Origin of the sequence: Pseudoalteromonas sp. MIP2626, assembly GCF_013414205.1 — a bacterium.
GTDB classification, from domain to species: domain Bacteria; phylum Pseudomonadota; class Gammaproteobacteria; order Enterobacterales; family Alteromonadaceae; genus Pseudoalteromonas; species Pseudoalteromonas nigrifaciens.
The window spans coordinates 1-1,425 of sequence record NZ_JAATTW010000110.1; the positions used below are offsets into that span (position 1 = coordinate 1).

General features: G+C 42.5%; 1 protein-coding gene. It reads right to left on the reverse strand.

Annotation, left to right across the window (positions count from 1 at the left end; translation table 11 throughout):
- Positions 1-13: 13 nt before the first annotated feature.
- Positions 14-1,345, reverse strand: coding sequence for an IS4 family transposase (locus tag HC000_RS18215; RefSeq protein WP_257025640.1), 1,332 nt, complete (start codon positions 1,343-1,345; stop codon positions 14-16).
- Positions 1,346-1,425 lie beyond the last annotated feature (80 nt).

Sequence of the window (1,425 nt, forward strand, 5' to 3'; positions counted from 1 at the left end):
TAACACCACTCGTTTAAGAACGAGTGGTGTTTTTTCGTTTATACCTAACCGGATATTTTTGTGTCTTTGCGAGCACCGCTCGCGGATAAGCTTTTCGCTTTCTTTTCTCCGGTAATATTAGCCGTTTCCCGTTTTCACGTAGTTCTTTCAGCTTTTTAGGGATTGTCCCGGGGCTTCGACCTGAGCACCATAAAAACTCGTCTTGTATCAGGTATAATGCGTTTATGAAACTGATGCGTAATGGCTCCACTTTATGGGCTTTAGCCATCTCTGCCATTTCAAGCCTCACGATATTGTATGACGTCAGAATACCCCATAGTTCTTGATAAATACCTTCCTGTTTCAGGCTCCGTAGCGCTGGTTTATTAGATAATTGATATTGTTTGAGCTCACCATATCCTCGCTCTATTTCCCACCTTTGCCAATAAACATGGAGTAGCGCTTTTAGCGGGTATTTTTCTGGACAGACGCATGAGGTGATGAACCCTTTTATTTCACCTTTAGGTGTCGGAATTTGAATAAGTCTTGCTTGCCATGTATCACCTAGGTAAGGGGCTGATTTTTTAGCTTGTGGCGAAATAGGCATTGTTATTAAGTGGTCATAATCACTAAATGATTCCGTTATTTCATAGCGCATTTTGCTTTTAATGGGCGTAAGCCAATGATGATTTTCGCTAACACCTTGCCAGCTCGTGAATAGTTCAGCCGAAAAGAAACCTCTATCAAAGAGGGTCAATGAATGTTCAGGTGCTGAGCCAACAAGCTGTTGAGCATAATGAATTTCACTTTGAGTGATAGGGCCAAACGCTGCATCGGATATTAAATGCGTTCTTGTCGACATCAAGGTCACAGCAAGTACTGAGGGAAAGTTAGTTGTCGATTGAGCATATCCAAAGTGACGGTTACTCGGGGTATCTTGGGTTTTAAATTGTGTACCGTCAACGCTTAGTAGCTTTAAACCACAGACGTCATCAAACGTTTGCGACTGCTCCCACTGCGTTGCTGTATGTTTAAAAAGGTGCTTCATAGGCGCAGCGCCTAGCTTTTCTTTCCCTTTTATTATACTGCTGGTCGCCAATGGGGGAAGCTCTCCTTTAGCGTCAGGAAAAGCGAGCTCTAGTTTGTCACAGACTTCAGATATTGAGCGGTTTCTTAATAAACCAATTCCTAACACAAGCCAAGCGGCTTGCTCGGCGGGGAAGCGTCGTTTACGTACTGATGCTCTTCCTGTTTGGTTAACAGCTTCTTCAATCCACTCAAGGGGAATGTGCTTAGTAAACGAATCAATATCGCGATCTTGGCAAAACTCAGTAGTAAGGTGTAATTCTTTAATAAATTCAGACATAAAAATAGGCCACAACTTCTGTTGTAGCCTATTATGAAGCCTCTGAAAGATCGTTCAATTAGCTTAAACGATCTGCATTA

Bases quoted from the DNA above. Each gene is read 5' to 3' on its own strand.
- HC000_RS18215 (WP_257025640.1), bottom strand. From the start codon at position 1,345: ATGTCTGAATTTATTAAAGAATTACACCTTACTACTGAGTTTTGCCAA.